Genomic DNA, 15,560 nt, shown 5'->3' on the forward strand with positions numbered 1-15,560 from the left:
TCCTGCCTTTACCGCGTCCCGATCATCTGCTCGGGGCGTACCCACGCATCGAATTCCGCCTCGGTCAGATAGCCGAGCGCGAGCGCGGCCGCCTTCAGCGTCGTGCCTTCCTTGTGCGCCTTCTTTGCAATCTGCGCGGACTTGTCGTAGCCGATGTGCGGATTGAGCGCCGTCACGAGCATCAGCGATTCGTTCAGCAACATGTCGATCCGTGAACGGTTCGGCTCGATGCCCACCGCGCAGTGATCGTTGAAGCTCTGCGCGCCGTCGGCGAGCAGCCGTACCGACTGCAGCACGTTGTGCGCGATCATCGGCCGGAACACGTTCAGCTCGAAATTGCCGCTCGCACCGCCGACGTTGACCGCGACGTCGTTGCCGAACACCTGGCAGCACAGCATCGTCACGGCTTCCGACTGCGTCGGATTCACCTTGCCCGGCATGATCGAGCTGCCCGGTTCGTTCTCCGGAATCGACAGTTCGCCGAGCCCGCAGCGCGGGCCGCTCGCGAGCCAGCGGACGTCGTTCGCGATCTTCATCAGGCCGGCCGCGACCGTCTTCAGCGCACCGTGCGCGAACACCAGCGCGTCGGCGGCCGCCATCACCTCGAACTTGCTCGGCGCCGTCACGAACGGCAGCTTCGCGAGCCGGCCGATTTCGTCGGCGACGCGCACCGCGAACTCAGGATGCGCATTCAGCCCGGTGCCGACCGCGGTGCCGCCGAGCGCGAGTTCGTACAGGTGCGGCAGCGCCGATTCGACGTGACGGATGCTTTGGTCGAGCTGCGCGACATAGCCGGAAAACTCCTGGCCGAGCGTGAGCGGGGTGGCGTCCTGCAGGTGCGTGCGGCCGATCTTCACGATGTCGGCGAACGCCTTCGACTTCGCGTCGAGCGTCGTGCGCAGCGTGCGCAACGCCGGCAGCAGGTGGTTGACGATCGCGTAGGCGGCCGCGACGTGCATCGCGGTCGGGAACACGTCGTTCGACGACTGGCCGCGGTTCACGTCGTCGTTCGGATGAACCTTGCGCGCTTCGCCGCGCTCGCCGCCCATCAGCTCGCTCGCGCGATTCGCGATCACCTCGTTGAGGTTCATGTTGGTCTGCGTGCCGGAGCCCGTCTGCCACACGGCGAGCGGGAATTCGCGCGGATGCTTGCCGGCGATGATCTCGTCGGCCGCGTCGATGATCGCGCGCGCCTTGTCGTCGGCGAGTACGCCGAGCGACTGGTTCACGGCCGCCGCCGCACGCTTGACGATCGCGAGCGCGTGGATCAGCTCGGGCGACTGCTTCTCGGTCGAGATCCGGAAATTCTGCAGCGAGCGCTCGGTCTGGGCGCCCCAGAGCCGATCGGCCGGTACGGCGATCTCGCCGAACGTATCGCGTTCCATCCGAACTGCTTCGTTCATGATGCACTCCTCCTGGAAAGGGGAAAGGCCGCGCGTCGTCGCGCGGCATCAGACGTAATCGGGCGTATCGTGAGGCAGTCGCGCCGCTCGCGCGGCGTCTCGAGGTGTTCAGCCGACAAGCATAGCGCCGGCCGGGATTTCGCGTCGTGTCGCGCTCAGCGCGGCGACGTCACGAGCGACGCGCTCTTCAGATGAAAGCGCCACGCCATCAGCATGGCCACGCTGGCAAGGCCGGCCGCGAGGCCCCACCAGAGGCCCCGGGCACCGAGGCCTACGTGGAACGCGAACCAGTAGCCGGTCGGAAAACCGATGCCCCAGTAGCCGAGGGTCGCCGCGAGCATCGGGATGCGCGTGTCCTTCAGGCCGCGCAACGCGCCCGACGCGACGGTCTGCGCGCCGTCGACGATCTGGAACACCGCGGCGATGCCGAGCAGCGACGCGGCAAGCGACACGGTGGCCGCGTTCGACGGATCGTCGAGGTTCAGGTACAGGCCGACGATCGCATGCGGCGCGACGATCAGCACGATGCCCGACAGCGTCATGAACGCGACACCGAGCCCGAGTGCGACGAAGCCCGCGTGCCGCGCGGCGACGGGCGCCCCTGCGCCGACCCAGTAGCCGACCCGCACGTTGGCGGCCTGGCCGATCGCGAGCGGCACCATGAACGCGACCGACGCGACGTTCAGCGCGATCTGGTGCGCGGCCAGCGACGTCGCACCGAGCACGCCGATGGTCAGGCCGGTTGCGAGGAACAGCGTCGACTCGACCCCGTACGTGATCGCCACTGGCCAGCCGATGCCGATCAGTTCGCCCATCATGGGCAGCTTCGGGCGCGCGGCGGTGACGAAATGACGGAAGCGTTGCCGGCCGTGCAGCAGCCAGATCAGTGCGAGCGCGGTAAGCCAGATCGTGATCGTCGTTGCGACCGCCGAACCGAGGAAGCCGAGGCGCGGCAGCCCGAACGCGCCGTGGATCAGCCCGTAGTTGAGCACGCCGTTGACGCCGACGCCGCCGATCGACACCCACAGCAGCCGCCGCGCCGCGCCGATCGCCGGCAGGAATGCACGCATCAACCCGACGCCGATCAGGCTGCCGAGCGCGGCGAAGCGCAGGATGCCCGTGTATTCGCCGACGTGATGCGCGAGCAATGGCGGCTCGTGGAACATCAGCAGGATCGGTTCGGACAGCGACAGCGCGATGATGGCCGGAATCGCGAGCAGCACGGACAGCGCGAAGCCGGTCCAGTAGATGTGCGGTACGCGCTCGTCGGCTTTGGCGCCGCGCGCGTGCGCGACGCTGACGCTCACCGACGACAGCACGCCTTGCAGCACGGTCACGATGACGAAGAAGAAGTTAGCGCCCAGTCCGCCCGCTGCGAGCGAATCGGGGCCGAGCGAACCGAGCAGCACCGTGTCGGTGACGCTCATCGCCATCTGCGAGAGTTGCGCGATCGCGAGCGGCGCGGCGAGGCGTGCGGTATCGGCGGCGTGACTGGATAGCGACGGCGGCGCGGCGACCGTCCGCGTAAGACCGGAATGCGACATGGAATGGGCGCTCGCGCGGGTGCGAGCCCGCGCTCTATGTATTTATTTTGAGAGACGCTCAGCTTACGGCTTTATTCAAACCGTGTCGAACGCGTGCACCGATGGCCATGTCGCAGGCAGGGGGAACGACGCGGGTGCTAGGCCTCGCGCACCGCAATGCGCGTGTCGCCGAGCAGCACGACCTGGCCCGCGCGGATCTTGCAGGTCTTGCGCAGCTCGACCGCGCCGTCGACTTTCACCGCGCCGGACGCGACGATCAGCTTCGCGGTGCCGCCGCTGTCCGCGAGGCCGGTGATCTTGAGAAGGTTGTGCAGCTCGACGTATTCGCCGGTCAGCGTGAAATCCAGGTTGGGCATGACGAAGAAGGTGCGCAAGGCGCGGGAGGAAACGCTCCGCATCATACGGCACCGCGGGCCGGCACGCGAGCGCGGGCCGCCGCGGCATGCAGTTGTTAAGGACTGTGAGCGATTCGTCAGCAAATGAAACGGTGGGTAACAGTCTGAGAGATTCGAGAACCGGCCGGGCGCGCCGCGGGTCTTTTGTCGTACCTGCTGCGTGTTGCGGCGGGTGGTGCCACGGGCCGCATCGCTGCGGTCCGGGCTCACAACTCATTGAGGAGAATTGCCATGTCCAAGATTCGTACGATGCTGATCGGTGCCGCGCTGACGGCGTTCGCCACTTCGGCCGCATTTGCCCAGACGGGCACGGCGGCGCAGGGTGCAGCCGGTGCCGCCGTGCAGGCGCAGACTCCGGCGGCAGGCGTCGGCGCAGGCGTGCAGGGCAGTGCCGGCGCGAACGCGTCGGGCAACGCGGTCGGCGGTGCGACCGATGCGGTCGGCGCGGCAGCCGACGGCGCGAAGGATTCGGCGACGTCGGCCGTCCATTCGGCCAAGAAGCACACGAAGCATGCCGCGAAGTCGGCCAAGGGCCATGTCGGCGCAGCCAAGGCGAAGGCCGGCGAAGCGACCGAAGGCGGCGCATCGGTCGGCGCGGAAGGCGGTGCATCGGCCCAGGGCGCCACGCAGTAAGCGGTGCCTGACGCCGTGTGACGCTCGCCCCCCGGGCGTTGCGCCGGCGGCAGTACGACGGCCCGGTCCGCTGCGTGCGAACCGGGCCGTTTTCATGGGTTCATGCTTTCAGCGGGATGGGCGCGCGGTCAGGGCCGGCGCGGTCCTTGCCCCTGTCCCGGTTGTCCCTGCGCCGGTCGCACGGCGGCCGGCGTGAACACGCTGCGCAGCCACGCGGCAAGCCGCGCGAAGACGTCGTACGGTTCCTCGACGAAGATCTCCGGCTTGAGCAGCCGCAGGTACTCCATGATCTGCTGCGCTTCCTGCTTCTGGAACGAGCCGTGCGCGAGCCCGAGCCGCAGCAGCCCGCGCAGTTCACCGAGCTTGTCGCGCGCGGTGCTGCCGACGCTCATCTCGCACGCGAGCTTGGCCTCGTAAATGCGCTGGCGCAACGATTCGGCGAGCCGCCACGCGGGCGTCTGCATCAGTTCCTCGAGCGTCTGGATGTCCTGCGCCGCGCCCTTGATCTGCGACGCGAGCGGGTCGATCAGCGACGGGTCGCCCTGCGCTTCGGCGACGATCGCCTTCGCCCAGTCGCGGCACGCTTTCGCGAGTTCGTCGGGGGTCCATTCGGAGCGCGATGCGAAGCCGAAGCCGAATTCGCCGGCCTGTCGCATCAGGATCGCGACGACGTCCGGAAATTCCTTGTCGAGCGTGCGCTTGGCCCACGCGTACTGGCCGCCCTGCAGCATCCGCTGCACCGCGTGTTCGGTCAGCGGCACCATGTTGTCGAGCAGCTTGGCGCGCAGGAAATCCTCGAACGACGGCGTCGCGAACTGCGGGTCGAGTTTCAGCGACACGCGCACGAACGCGTCGTAGTCCTTGCGCAGGGACTCGAGCGTGTCGTCCTTGAGGGAAAGGGTGATCTGGCCCATGAATCGTCTCGATGGCGGCCCGCGCAAGCCGACGGCCGGCACGGCGCACCGGAGCGGGCGCAGTGTCGACTGACCGGTGCGCGCAGAGGCCGGTGGCGGGTCTTCATTCCCTATATCGGCGCGCCGGGCGAAAACTTGAGCGCGCGCGGGTAGAGCGTCCGCTCAGGCGGGCAGCCAGTGCGGGATCACGACCCCTTGCCAGAAGAAGAACACCGCGAGGCCCGCGGCGATCGTCACGAGCGGGCGACGGGTTGCCGCCGACACGAGCACGGCGGCGAGCGCGCCGACGAGCTGCGGATTGCGCCAGGTCAGCTCGGCCGTGCCGCCGTGCGGGGAGACGGTCATCGGCACGATGATCGCCGTCAGCACGGTGACGGGCACGAAGCCGAGCGCGGTCCGCACGAGCGGCGGGAAGGTCAGCCGTTCGCCGAACAGGAACAGCGTCGAGCGGATCGCGTACGTGATGACGGCCATCCCGAGGATCAGGAGCGCGTAGTTCACGATGCGGCCTCCGTGCGCGAGCCGGCACGCGTGCGTTCGTGCAGCAGCGTGAGCGCGACGCCGATCGCGACGCCCGCGGCGACCGCGCCGAGCAGCCCGAGCTTGTACGGCCAGCCCTGCCAGAAGTACGCGAGCGTGCCGGCCGTCGCGGCCGCCGCGAAGTAGCGCAGCGTGCCGAGTTGCGGGACGACGATCGCGATGAAGGTGGCCGCCATCGCGAAATCGAGGCCGAGCGACTGCAGGCCCGGGAACGCGGCGCCGAAGCCGATGCCCGCGAGCGTCCAGACCTGCCAGTTCAGGTACATCGCGAGCCCGGAGCCGAAGAAGTAGTGGGGGCCGATCGTACCGGGCGCGAAGTGCCGGTAGTGCGCATAGGCGACCGCGAACACCTCGTCGGTCATCAGCGCGCCGAGCGTCGCGCGCCAGCGCAGCGGCAGGTGTGCGACATAGGGCGCGAGCGTCGCGCTGTACAGCAGGTGGCGCAGGTTCACGATCAGCGTGGTCGCGAGCACGACGACGAAGCTCGCGCTGCCCGCGATCAGGCCGAGCGCGATGAACTGAGCGGAGCCCGCGAACACGGCGAGCGACATCAGCGCGCCATGCCATGCGGCGAGCGGGCCGCCGCCGACGAGCGTGCCGAAAATCACGCCGAACGGCGCGGCGCCGATCATCATCGGAATCGTGTCGCGCGCGCCGTCGAGCCATTCGTTGAGCGGGCGGCGAGGGGGCGATGCGGGTGTCGGGTTCAAAGGGTTTCCTCCATGGATGGGAGGATAGCGGGCCGGTGGCGGGCCGGCTTGTATGTTCTTGCGCTCGCGCAATCGGAGGCGGCCGCGTCAGCTCGCCTGCCAGCGCCCGGGCGGCACGCCGAACATCCGTTTGAAATGGCGCGTGAAGTGGCTCTGGTCGACGAAGCCGCTGGCCGCCGCGACGTCGGCGACGGGCACGCCCGCGCGCAGCGGCGCCAGCGCGCGCTGCAGCCGCAACTGGTTGCGCCACGCATGCGGCGGCATGCCGGTCGTGCGCGTGAACAGGCGCGCCGCGTGAAACGGCGACAGGCCGGCCGCCTGCGCGATGTCGTCGAGCGTCACCGCGCACATGAGATCGGCCGCGAGCCGCTCGCGCATCGCATCGACGCGCGGTTCGTCCGCCGCGAGCAGCGCCGGTCGCGGCAGCGCGTCGGCATGGCGCACGATCAGCGTCGACAGCGCGTCGAGCATCGCCGTTTCGGCGGCGAGCGGATCGTAGATGCGCGTCGCGTCGATCACCATGTCGCTGGCCGGCTGCCCGTGCGCATTCGACGACAGGGCGCGCTCGCTGCCGGCTTCCATCATCCGGTGCGCGAGGGTGAGCCGGGCCGCGAGATCGGCGTCGCGAATCACGTCGGGGGCAAACCACGGCGCATCCTGCGGGCGGCCGGCGATCGCGCTCGTGAGTTCGCGGATGAATTCGACCGGCATGTAGCTGACGCGATAGCACCAGCCTTCGTCGGCCGCGCGCGAGCCCGTATGCACTTCACCGGGATTGATCACGGGCACGGTGCCCGTTTCGGCGACATAGCCGTTGCCGCGATAGGTGAAGCGTTCCGCGCCTTCGAGAATCACGGGGATCGTGTACGCGTCGTGCCAGTGCGGCGCGAACGTGTGGTCGCGATAGGTCGCCGTGACGAGATCAGCCTCCGGCAGCAGCGGCGTGCGCCAGTAGCGTGCGGCGTCGGGAAGGCGAGGGGCGGACATGATCGGGCGCGGGAGCGGTCGAACCGACAGTGTATCGCTCGCGCGCCCGGCCGGTGTGCGCGTTACTTGACCGGAATCGTCGTACCGGCGGGCATCGGTACCGCGGTGACCGCGTTCTTCGGGCTGCCGCTGACGATGCGGTCGCTGTAGGTCAGGTAGACGATCGTGTTGCGCTTCTTGTCGACCACGCGCACGACGTGCAGCGTCTTGAAGATGAACGACATGCGCTCGCTGAACACGTCGGTCTGCTGCTTGAGCGGTTCCTTGAAGCTGATCGGGCCGACCTGCCGGCAGGCGATCGACGCTTCGCTCGGATCCTCGGCGACGCCGAGCGTGCCCTTGATCCCGCCGGTGCGGGCGCGGGATACGTAGCAAGTCACGCCGTTCACGACCGGATCGTCATACGCTTCGACGACCACGCGATCGGAGCCCGTGACGCGGAAATGAGTGTTGACGCTGCCGACTTCCTCCGCGTGCGCGAGCGGTGCCGCGGCGAATGCGGAAAACAGAAGGGCGAACGGGGCGGAGCGGAGGAGGCGATGCTTCATCGACGGAACCGGAGGCGAATGCGGGACAGAGACTCTAGCATGCGCGTGAGCGGGCGACGAAAGACGGAAAAGCGAGAGGGCGGCCGGAAAAACAAAAGGCCCGTCGAATGACGGGCCTTTCGCTGTCTGGCTCCCCGACCTGGGCTCGAACCAGGGACCTACGGATTAACAGTCCGGCGCTCTACCGACTGAGCTATCGGGGAATAAATCGGTACGTCTGCGTGTGCTAGTTCCAACAAAAAACCCGTCCACTTTCAACGGGCTTTTGTGTTTTTGGCTCCCCGACCTGGGCTCGAACCAGGGACCTACGGATTAACAGTCCGGCGCTCTACCGACTGAGCTATCGGGGAACAAACAACAACAGCAGAGAAACGAGATTGTATGGAGTGGTCGCTAACCTGTCAATACTTTTGGGCCACGATCCACAAAAAAATTTCTGCGGCCGCCGCGCGATCAGCGCTCGAGCAGGTGCAGCTTCTCCTGCACGTCCTTCCACTCGTCCGCGTCGGCCGGTGCCGGCTTGGTCTTCGTGATCGACGGCCAGCCCTTTGCCAGCTCGGCATTCAGCTCGGTGAACTGCTGCTGGTCGCCCGGAACGTCTTCTTCGGCATAGATCGCATTGGTCGGGCACTCGGCGACGCACACGGCGCAGTCGATGCACTCGTCCGGATCGATGGCGAGAAAGTTGGGACCTTCACGGAAGCAATCCACCGGGCACACATCCACGCAGTCCGTGTATTTGCACTTGATGCAGCCTTCGGTCACAACGTGAGTCATTAAAACGCTCCTGCTTGGCGGTATATATGGGGTGGCGTTTGCGCCAAAAGCGGCATTGTAACTGAAGCGCAAAACCCGCATGGCGTGGTCGGCTATCCGGCTTATATCGTTTCGTGATTAGTTTATGGGGTGGGCAAGACAGGACCCTGCGCATGGCGCGCCGGCGCGCCGGGAGCAGGGCGACAGGCGGTTTCACGATGGTCGGGCCCGCATTCGGGTAACATGGCCGACAGACCGGGCGGCGCGCGGTGCGCCGAGGCCTTGTCACGATATTGGCGGTGCCGCAATCATGATCATCACTTCGCTGCTCGACACGGATCTCTACAAGTTCACGATGATGCAGGTCGTCCTGCATCACTTCCCCGCCGCAAGCGTCGAATACCGCTTCCGGTGCCGCACGCAAGGCGTCGATCTCGTGCCGTACATCGACGAGATCCGCGACGAGGTGCGCGGCCTGTGTTCGCTGCGTTTCTCCGACGTCGAACTCGACTACCTGCGGCGGATGCGCTTCATCAAGAGCGATTTCGTCGACTTCCTCGCGCTGTTCCACCTGAACGAGAAGTACATCTCGATCACGCCTTCGCCGAAGGGCGGCGGCGAGATCGACATCGTGATCGAGGGGCCGTGGCTGCACACGATCCTGTTCGAGATCCCGGTGCTCGCGATCGTCAATGAAGTCTATTTCCGCAACACGCAGCGCGAGCCTGACTATCGCGAGGGCCGCGAGCGGCTGCGCGAGAAGATCAAGCTGCTCGGCGCGAAGCCCGAGTTCGCCGACTGCAAGATCGCCGACTACGGTACGCGCCGGCGCTTCTCGAAGGTCTGGCACGAGGAAGTCGCGCTCACGCTGCGCGACGGGCTCGGCCCGCAGTTCGCGGGCACGAGCAACGTGCTGTACGCGATGAAGCACGACATCACGCCGCTTGGCACGATGGCGCACGAGTACCTGCAGGCTTGCCAGGCGCTCGGCCCGCGGCTGCGCGATTCGCAGATCTACGGGTTCGAGATGTGGGCGAAGGAATACCGCGGCGACCTCGGGATCGCGCTGTCGGACGTCTACGGGATGGATGCGTTCCTGAACGACTTCGACATGTACTTCTGCAAGCTGTTCGACGGCGCGCGCCACGATTCGGGCGATCCGTTCGAATGGGGCGAGCGGATGCTGCGCCACTACGAGGCGAACCGCTGCGACCCGCGCACCAAGGTGCTCGTGTTCTCGGACGCGCTCGACATCCCGAAGGTCATGCAGTTGTACGAACGGTTCCGCGGCCGCTGCAAGCTCGCGTTCGGCGTCGGCACGAACCTCACCAACGATCTCGGCTACGTGCCGCTGCAGATCGTGATCAAGATGGTCCGTTGCAACGGCCAGCCGGTCGCGAAGCTGTCGGATTCGCCGGGCAAGAGCATGTGCGACGACAAGGCGTATCTCGCGTACCTGCGCCAGGTGTTCGGCATCGCGCAGCCGGTCGAGGAAAGCGCGTCGAAGTGAGCACCGGCCGTTCGGCCGAAGGTGCGTGGCGGCAGGGGCGGCCGGTATAATCCGACGGTATTGCACGCCAACGTCACGAGGACCGTTCATGGACACTTCCGCTGCCCGTCGCCAGATCCTCGCGCGCATCCGCGCGGCGCAGGGGCGCCCGGCCGAACCCGATGCAGCGGAGCGCGACGGCGTCGCCGACTATCTCGCGCAGCATCCGCAGGGCCCGCGTCCGCCGGCGCCGGCCGACCTCGTCGCCGCGTTCGTCGACGAAGCCGCGCGCCTGTCGACCACGGTCGACGAAGTCGCGACGCTGGCCGACGCGCCCGCCGCCGCCGCCCGCTATCTTTCCGCTCACGGCCTGCCGACGCAGGCCGTCGCGTGGCGCACGCTGGCCGATCTCGACTGGGCCGGCGCCGGCCTGTCGGTCGAGTGCCGCAAGCCGCGCGACGGCGATCTCGTCGGCCTCACCGGCTGCTTTTGCGCGACCGCCGAAACGGGGTCGCTGGTGCTGCTGTCGGGCCCGGACACCTATGCTTCGGCAGGCCTGCTGCCGGAAACACATATTGCGATCGTACCGGCTTCGCGGATCGTCGCCGGGCATGAAGACGCGTTCGCGCTGATCCGTGCGGAGCGCGGCGAATTGCCGCGTGCGGTCAATTTCGTGTCGGGCCCGTCGCGCACGGGCGACATCGAGCAGACCATCGTCCTGGGCGCGCACGGCCCGTACCGCGTGCACGTGATCGTCGTACGGGGCGCATGACGCGCCCGCTGCATCCACTACCACTCAAACAAGGAAGTTCTGCATGAAACGACATGCCGCCTGGGCGGGCATGGCGTCGGGAATCGCGCTTGGCGCGACTCCCGCGCTCGCATCGGCCGCCACGCTCGACGGTGCCACGCTGTCCGCACTCTGGGGCATCCCGTTCGCCGGTATCCTGCTGTCGATCGCACTGTTCCCGCTCGTCGCGCCCGTGTTCTGGCATCACCACTTCGGCAAGATCGCGGCCGGCTGGGCGGTCATGTTCCTGATTCCGTTCGCGTTCGCGTTCGGTGCGGGCACCGCGTTCGGCACGCTCGTGCATGCGCTGCTCGAGGAATACATTCCGTTCATCGTGCTGCTCACCGCGCTCTATACGGTCGCGGGCGGCATCTGCGTGAACGGCAACCTGCACGGCTCGCCGAAGCTGAATACCGCGATCCTCGCGCTCGGCACGCTGCTCGCGAGCGTGATGGGCACGACGGGCGCCGCGATGCTGCTGATCCGGCCGCTCTTGCGCGCGAACGACAACCGCAAGCATGTCGTGCACGTCGTGATCTTCTTCATCTTCCTCGTCGCGAACGCGGGCGGCTCGCTGTCGCCGCTCGGTGATCCGCCGCTGTTCCTCGGCTTCCTGAACGGCGTGAGCTTCTTCTGGACCACCACCCATCTCGCGCTGCCGATGCTGTTCATCTGCGTCGTGCTGCTGGCGCTGTTCTTCGTGCTCGATACGTACTTCTACCGGAAGGGCGGCGAGGAGCGGCCGGCCGCGCTCGACCCGACACCCGACGGCGCGGCGCTGTCGATCGACGGCAAGATCAACTTCGTGCTGCTCGCGGCCGTGATCGCGCTCGTGCTGATGAGCGGCATCTGGAAGCCGGGCATCACGTTCGACGTGTGGGGCACGCACGTGGCGCTGCAGAATCTCGTGCGCGACGTCGCGCTCGCGGGCGTGACGCTCGCGTCGCTCGCGCTCACCCCCCGTTCCGCGCGTGAGGGCAATGCATTCAACTGGGCGCCGATCGAGGAAGTCGCGAAGCTGTTCGCGGGGATCTTCGTGACGATCGCGCCGGTGATCGTGATCCTGCGCGCGGGCGCGGACGGTGCGTTCGCTCAGATCGTCCATCTCGTCACGGGGCCGGACGGCAAGCCGATCGACGCGATGTACTTCTGGGCGACGGGCATCCTGTCGTCGTTCCTCGACAACGCGCCGACCTATCTGGTGTTCTTCAACCTCGCGGGCGGCGATGCGCAGGCGCTGATGACGACGGGTGCATCGACGCTCGCCGCGATTTCCGCGGGCGCGGTGTTCATGGGCGCGAACAGCTATATCGGCAACGCGCCGAACTTCATGGTGAAGGCGATCGCGGAGTCGCGCGGCGTGAAGATGCCGAGCTTCTTCGCGTACCTCGGTTGGGCACTCGTGATACTGGTCCCCGTGTTCCTGCTGACGTCGCTGATCTTCTTCCCGGCGTAACCTGACGACTTTCAACCCAGCGCGGGCGATCCCGGCGGCGCGGCGCGCACCGCGATCGGCTCGCGGCATACGGAGATGGCGATGCAGAAGATCCTGGTCGCGCGTCCGATCTTTCCGGACGTGATCGAACGGCTCGAGCAGTATTTCGAAGTCGACTGGAACAACGGCGACGCGCTCGCACCCGATGCGCTCGCCGCGCGTCTCGCCGACAAGGACGGCGCGCTGACGGCTGGCGACCCGGTCGGCGCGGCGGCGCTCGCGGCGGCCCCGCGCTTGCGCGTCGTGGCGAACATGGCGGTCGGCTACAACAACTTCGACATGGCCGCGTTCAATGCGGCGAACGTGCTCGGCACCAACACGCCCGACGTGCTGAACGAGTCGACCGCCGATTTCGGCTGGGCGCTGATGATGGCCGCCGCGCGCCGGATCGCCGAATCCGAGCACTGGCTGCGCGCCGGTCACTGGCAGAAGTGGGCGTACGACGGTTTCCTCGGCTCCGACATTTACGGCTCGACGCTGGGCGTCATCGGGATGGGTCGCATCGGCCAGGCGCTCGCGCGCCGCGCACGCGGCTTCGGGATGCAGGTGATCTATCACAACCGTTCGCGGGTCGCGCCCGAGATCGAGGCCGAGCTGAGTGCCGAGTACGTGTCGAAGGATGCGCTGCTCGCGCGTGCCGATCACGTCGTGCTCGTGCTGCCGTACACGAAGGAGAACCACCACACGATCGGTGCGGCCGAACTCGCGAAGATGAAACCCACCGCGACGCTCACCAACATCGCGCGCGGCGGGATCGTCGACGACGCGGCGCTGGCCGCCGCGCTGCGCGACGGGACGATCGCCGCGGCCGGCCTCGACGTGTACGAAGGCGAGCCGGCCGTGCATCCGGCGCTGCTCGAGGTGCCGAACGTCGTGCTGACGCCGCATATCGCGAGTGCGACCGAAAAGACGCGCCGCGCGATGGCGAACCTTGCCGCCGACAACCTGATCGCCGCACTGGGCGAGGGGCCGCGCGCCGGGCAGCCGGCGAATCCGATCAACCCTGACGTGATCGGGAAGCCGCGCGCATGACGATGACGTTGTTGCTTGCGGCGGTTGTCGTACTGGCCGTCGCGCTCGCGGTGGCGATCGTCGCGCTCGTGCGCGGCGGTGGCCGCCACGACGATGCGGCCGTACTCGGCGACCAGATCGAGGACGCCGCGCATGCGCAGGCGCGCGCGGTCGAGCGGCTCGAACGCGAATTGCGCGGCGAGATCGTCGAGAACGCGCGCGGCTCGCGCACCGAGTTGGCCGGCAGCTTCGCGCAGCTTCAGCAGACGCTCGCCGCACAGCTGACGAGCGTGGCGACCGTGCAGAACAGTCAGATCGAGGGCTTCGCGCAGCAGCTCGGCAAGCTCGTCGCCGGCAATGCGCAGCAGTTCGACGCGATGCGCGAGAGCGTACAGCGCCAGGCGCAGCAGGCGCGCGAAGAGCAGACCGGCGCGCTCCGGCTGTTCGGCGACACGTTGAACCGGCAGCTCACGCAACTGACCGAGTCGAACGACCGTCGGATCGGCGAGGTACGTGCGACGCTCGAACAGCGGCTGAAGGAAATCGAGACCAATAACGCGGCGAAGCTCGAGGAGATGCGCCGCACCGTCGACGAGAAACTGCACGCGACGCTCGAGCAGCGTCTCGGCGAATCGTTCAAGCTCGTGTCGGACCGGCTCGAGCAGGTCCATCGCGGGCTCGGCGAGATGCAGACGCTCGCGGCCGGCGTCGGCGATCTGAAGAAAGTGCTGACCAACGTGAAGACGCGCGGCACCTGGGGCGAAGTCCAGCTCGAGGCGCTGCTCGAACAGATGCTGACGCCCGAACAGTACGCGAAGAACGTCGCGACGGTGCCGAAGAGCACGGAGCGCGTCGAGTTCGCGATCCGGTTGCCGGGGCGCGATGCGGGCACGCGCGACGCGCCGCCGGTGTGGTTGCCGATCGACGCGAAATTTCCGCGCGAAGACTACGAGCGGCTGATCGATGCGCAGGAGCGCGCCGATGCGCCGGCGGTCGAGGAAGCGGCCCGCGCACTCGAAGCGCGCGTGCGGCTGGAGGCGCGCACGATTGCCGAGAAATACGTCGCGCCGCCGCACACGACCGATTTCGCGCTGCTGTTCCTGCCGACCGAGGGGCTCTATGCGGAGATCCTGCGCCGCCCGGGGCTGACCGACCTGCTGCAGCGCGACTATCGTGTGACGGTCGCGGGGCCGACGACGCTCACCGCGCTGCTGAACAGCCTGCAGATGGGGTTCCGCACGCTCGCGATCGAGCAGCGCTCGAGCGAGGTGTGGCAGGTGCTCGGCGCGGTAAAAACGGAATTCGGCAAGTTCGGCGACGTGCTCGCGCGCACGAAGGCGCAACTCGAAACGGTCACGCGCTCGATCGAGTCCGCCGAGCAGCGTACGCGCGTGATGAGCCGCAAGCTGAAGCAGGTCGAGGCGCTGCCGGGCGACGCGGCGGCCGGGCTGCTCGGCGCGGAGGGTAGCGACGGCGCCGATGCGGACGACGCGTGACGCGCGCGGCCGCACCGGCCGGAACGAAAACGGGCGCCGCGGCGCCCGTTTTTTCATGAAGCGATCGCCGATGCGGCCGCTGTGCGCTCAATGTCCGGCGAGCGTGTCCAGCGCGGCGCCCGTCACGCGGACGATGCGCCAGTCGGGCAGCACGGTGGCGCCCATCTTCTCGTAGAAATCGATCGCCGGCTGGTTCCAGTCGAGGACCGACCATTCGAAGCGCCCGCAGCGGCGCTCGACGGCCAGTGCCGCGAGGTGACGCAGCATCGCAGTGCCGAGGCCCGTGCCGCGCTGCGACGGTTGCACGTACAGATCCTCGAGATAGAGGCCGCGGCGGCCGAGAAACGTCGAATAGTTGTGGAAGAACAGCGCATACGCGACGATCGCGCCGTCATGCTCGGCCACCCGTGCTTCGGCGGCGGGGTGTGCGCCGAACAGCGCGTCGGCGAGATCGGCTTCAGTCGCGACGAACAGATCCGTGAGCTTCTCGAACTCGGCCAGCTCGCGCATCAGCGCGAGGATCGCACCGACGTCGCGTGTTTCGGCCGCGCGGATCAGCGGCGTGTCGCTCACGCTTCCTCCGGCGGATCGGACAGCACGATCTCGATGCCGCCAAAGCGCGACGCGACCCAGTTGTACGCGTGGCAGGCGATCCACAGCAGCACGAAACCGAGGATCGCGTTCAGCAGCAGCGCGCTCAGGATCGTGCTCAGTTCGACCATCCCGTAGCGGATGTAGGCGACGAGAATGCCGAGCAGCACGATCGGCACGCTGAACGTCAGGTAGACGAGGATCAGCGCCTTCGCGGTCTGTCCCGCGGCGATCGACGAGATTTGTTTCTTCATGTGC

Annotated in this window: 17 protein-coding genes and 2 tRNA genes; 6 read left to right on the plus strand and 13 right to left on the minus strand. The window is 67.6% G+C overall.

From position 1 onward, the window contains the following. Window positions 1-8: 8 nt before the first annotated feature. From fumC to KEC55_RS05280, 3 genes are all read right to left on the minus strand, one after another. On the minus strand, window positions 9-1,403 hold the full coding sequence (gene fumC, locus KEC55_RS05270) for a class II fumarate hydratase (RefSeq protein WP_282507038.1): 1,395 nt from the start codon (window positions 1,401-1,403) through the stop codon (window positions 9-11). A gap of 155 nt (window positions 1,404-1,558) precedes the next feature. Next, window positions 1,559-2,947: a multidrug efflux MATE transporter NorM gene (gene norM / locus KEC55_RS05275; protein WP_282507039.1), complete on the minus strand. Its 1,389-nt coding sequence runs from the start codon at window positions 2,945-2,947 to the stop codon at window positions 1,559-1,561. 137 nt (window positions 2,948-3,084) lie between these two features. Beyond that, window positions 3,085-3,303: an RNA-binding S4 domain-containing protein gene (locus KEC55_RS05280; RefSeq protein ID WP_006486208.1), complete on the minus strand. Its 219-nt coding sequence runs from the start codon at window positions 3,301-3,303 to the stop codon at window positions 3,085-3,087. 270 nt (window positions 3,304-3,573) lie between these two features. On the opposite strand from KEC55_RS05280, the gene KEC55_RS05285 reads away from it, so the two are divergent. After that, window positions 3,574-3,975: a hypothetical protein gene (locus tag KEC55_RS05285; RefSeq protein WP_282507040.1), complete on the plus strand. Its 402-nt coding sequence runs from the start codon at window positions 3,574-3,576 to the stop codon at window positions 3,973-3,975. Window positions 3,976-4,103: 128 nt separating this feature from the next. On the opposite strand, the gene KEC55_RS05290 is transcribed toward KEC55_RS05285, so the two are convergent. From KEC55_RS05290 to fdxA, 8 genes are all read right to left on the minus strand, one after another. After that, the gene (locus KEC55_RS05290) at window positions 4,104-4,889 is read right to left on the minus strand and encodes a DUF4088 family protein (RefSeq protein ID WP_282507041.1); all 786 of its coding nucleotides are present in this window, start codon (window positions 4,887-4,889) and stop codon (window positions 4,104-4,106) included. Window positions 4,890-5,051: 162 nt separating this feature from the next. Beyond that, the gene (locus KEC55_RS05295; RefSeq protein ID WP_282507042.1) at window positions 5,052-5,390 is read right to left on the minus strand and encodes an AzlD domain-containing protein; all 339 of its coding nucleotides are present in this window, start codon (window positions 5,388-5,390) and stop codon (window positions 5,052-5,054) included. Next, the gene (locus KEC55_RS05300; RefSeq protein ID WP_176046819.1) at window positions 5,387-6,139 is read right to left on the minus strand and encodes an AzlC family ABC transporter permease; all 753 of its coding nucleotides are present in this window, start codon (window positions 6,137-6,139) and stop codon (window positions 5,387-5,389) included. Before KEC55_RS05300 ends, KEC55_RS05295 begins: the two co-directional genes overlap by 4 nt. A gap of 87 nt (window positions 6,140-6,226) precedes the next feature. Beyond that, complete coding sequence (locus KEC55_RS05305) at window positions 6,227-7,126, minus strand: AraC family transcriptional regulator (RefSeq protein ID WP_282507043.1); 900 nt, start codon at window positions 7,124-7,126, stop codon at window positions 6,227-6,229. Between the two features lie 62 nt (window positions 7,127-7,188). Further along, window positions 7,189-7,674 carry a CreA family protein gene (locus KEC55_RS05310; RefSeq protein ID WP_175843089.1) on the minus strand — a complete coding sequence of 162 codons (486 nt, stop codon included), beginning with the start codon at window positions 7,672-7,674 and terminating at the stop codon, window positions 7,189-7,191. Window positions 7,675-7,801: 127 nt separating this feature from the next. After that, window positions 7,802-7,877 (minus strand) — tRNA-Asn (locus KEC55_RS05315). A 71-nt stretch (window positions 7,878-7,948) separates the two neighbouring features. Beyond that, window positions 7,949-8,024: transfer RNA gene (locus KEC55_RS05320), tRNA-Asn, on the minus strand. Window positions 8,025-8,127: 103 nt separating this feature from the next. Then, window positions 8,128-8,451 carry a ferredoxin FdxA gene (gene fdxA, locus KEC55_RS05325; RefSeq protein ID WP_059235411.1) on the minus strand — a complete coding sequence of 108 codons (324 nt, stop codon included), beginning with the start codon at window positions 8,449-8,451 and terminating at the stop codon, window positions 8,128-8,130. A 289-nt stretch (window positions 8,452-8,740) separates the two neighbouring features. Here fdxA and pncB point away from each other — a divergent pair, with 289 nt between their 5' ends. The 5 genes from pncB (at window position 8,741) to KEC55_RS05350 (ending at window position 14,711) form a co-directional block, all read left to right on the plus strand. Continuing rightward, entirely contained in the window at window positions 8,741-9,940 is a 1,200-nt protein-coding gene (gene pncB / locus KEC55_RS05330) for a nicotinate phosphoribosyltransferase (RefSeq protein ID WP_282507044.1), read from the plus strand. Between the two features lie 88 nt (window positions 9,941-10,028). Beyond that, window positions 10,029-10,691 (plus strand): LutC/YkgG family protein, encoded by a 663-nt coding sequence (locus KEC55_RS05335; RefSeq protein ID WP_282507045.1) that lies wholly within the window; start codon window positions 10,029-10,031, stop codon window positions 10,689-10,691. 43 nt (window positions 10,692-10,734) lie between these two features. After that, complete coding sequence (locus KEC55_RS05340; RefSeq protein WP_282507046.1) at window positions 10,735-12,165, plus strand: sodium:proton antiporter; 1,431 nt, start codon at window positions 10,735-10,737, stop codon at window positions 12,163-12,165. A gap of 81 nt (window positions 12,166-12,246) precedes the next feature. Further along, a complete protein-coding gene (locus KEC55_RS05345; protein WP_282507047.1) occupies window positions 12,247-13,236 on the plus strand; it encodes a 2-hydroxyacid dehydrogenase in 990 nt (329 codons plus the stop codon). Beyond that, entirely contained in the window at window positions 13,233-14,711 is a 1,479-nt protein-coding gene (locus tag KEC55_RS05350; protein ID WP_176046826.1) for a DNA recombination protein RmuC, read from the plus strand. The genes KEC55_RS05345 and KEC55_RS05350 overlap by 4 nt, the downstream gene beginning before the upstream one ends. An 87-nt stretch (window positions 14,712-14,798) precedes the next feature. Here the strand turns inward: KEC55_RS05350 and KEC55_RS05355 are convergent, their stop codons facing one another. Both KEC55_RS05355 and KEC55_RS05360 read right to left on the minus strand, forming a co-directional pair. Then, window positions 14,799-15,284, minus strand: a complete 486-nt coding sequence (locus KEC55_RS05355) for a GNAT family N-acetyltransferase (RefSeq protein ID WP_282507048.1) — start codon at window positions 15,282-15,284, stop codon at window positions 14,799-14,801. Then, a complete protein-coding gene (locus tag KEC55_RS05360) occupies window positions 15,281-15,556 on the minus strand; it encodes a hypothetical protein (protein WP_006476519.1) in 276 nt (91 codons plus the stop codon). Before KEC55_RS05360 ends, KEC55_RS05355 begins: the two co-directional genes overlap by 4 nt. Window positions 15,557-15,560: the final 4 nt, after the last annotated feature.

The sequence above is a fragment of the Burkholderia cepacia genome (assembly GCF_029962485.1).
Lineage (GTDB): Bacteria > Pseudomonadota > Gammaproteobacteria > Burkholderiales > Burkholderiaceae > Burkholderia.